The organism is Allobosea sp. 01N443 (genome assembly GCF_056399325.1).
Genome location: NZ_JBFTRC010000433.1, coordinates 1 through 497, shown reverse-complemented (window position 1 = coordinate 497; position 497 = coordinate 1). Strand labels below are relative to the sequence as shown.

General features: G+C 59.6%; 1 protein-coding gene. It reads right to left on the bottom strand.

Translation table 11 applies throughout. From position 1 onward, the window contains the following. A partial coding sequence (locus tag AC1DRP_RS36850) for an HAD family hydrolase (RefSeq protein ID WP_476771181.1) occupies nt 1-326 on the bottom strand: 326 nt, incomplete at its 3' end. Nucleotides 327-497: the final 171 nt, after the last annotated feature.

The following is a 497-nucleotide window of genomic DNA, read 5'->3' as shown; positions in this document are numbered from 1 at the left end:
GCATAAGGCTGGGCCAGATTCGAGCAGACTCCGATGCGCAAGTCAGCCCGTCGGAGCGCTGCCCAAAGCACCGCCATTCCGGGGCGCAGCTGGATAGAAGCCCGCTCGGCATCAAGATCGAGTTCCAGTTCCCGCAAACGCGCCTCGCCGATGACGATGGCAAGTTCTTTGGCAACCTCTCTAAGGCTCAACGGGCGGGTCAGAACGTCGACCGCACGGTGATCCGTCCCCTTTTCGTTCATCAGCCTTCGGAATGGACGGCGTTTATCTACCATTTTCACAAGCGTCCCGAACGCGTCGAAACAGATTGCCCGGATTTCCGACATCAGGACCCGTCACTCCCACTTCAAGTCATCGTCGGTGTAGGGAGTGAAATCGCGATCGACGTCATTTGGACCAGGGCCGCCCTGAGTGAGGCCCATGAGATACCGACGGACGTTCATGATGTCCTCGACGCTGCCCTCCTTCATGAGGCTCAAGGGCGTCTGGCCCTGGCC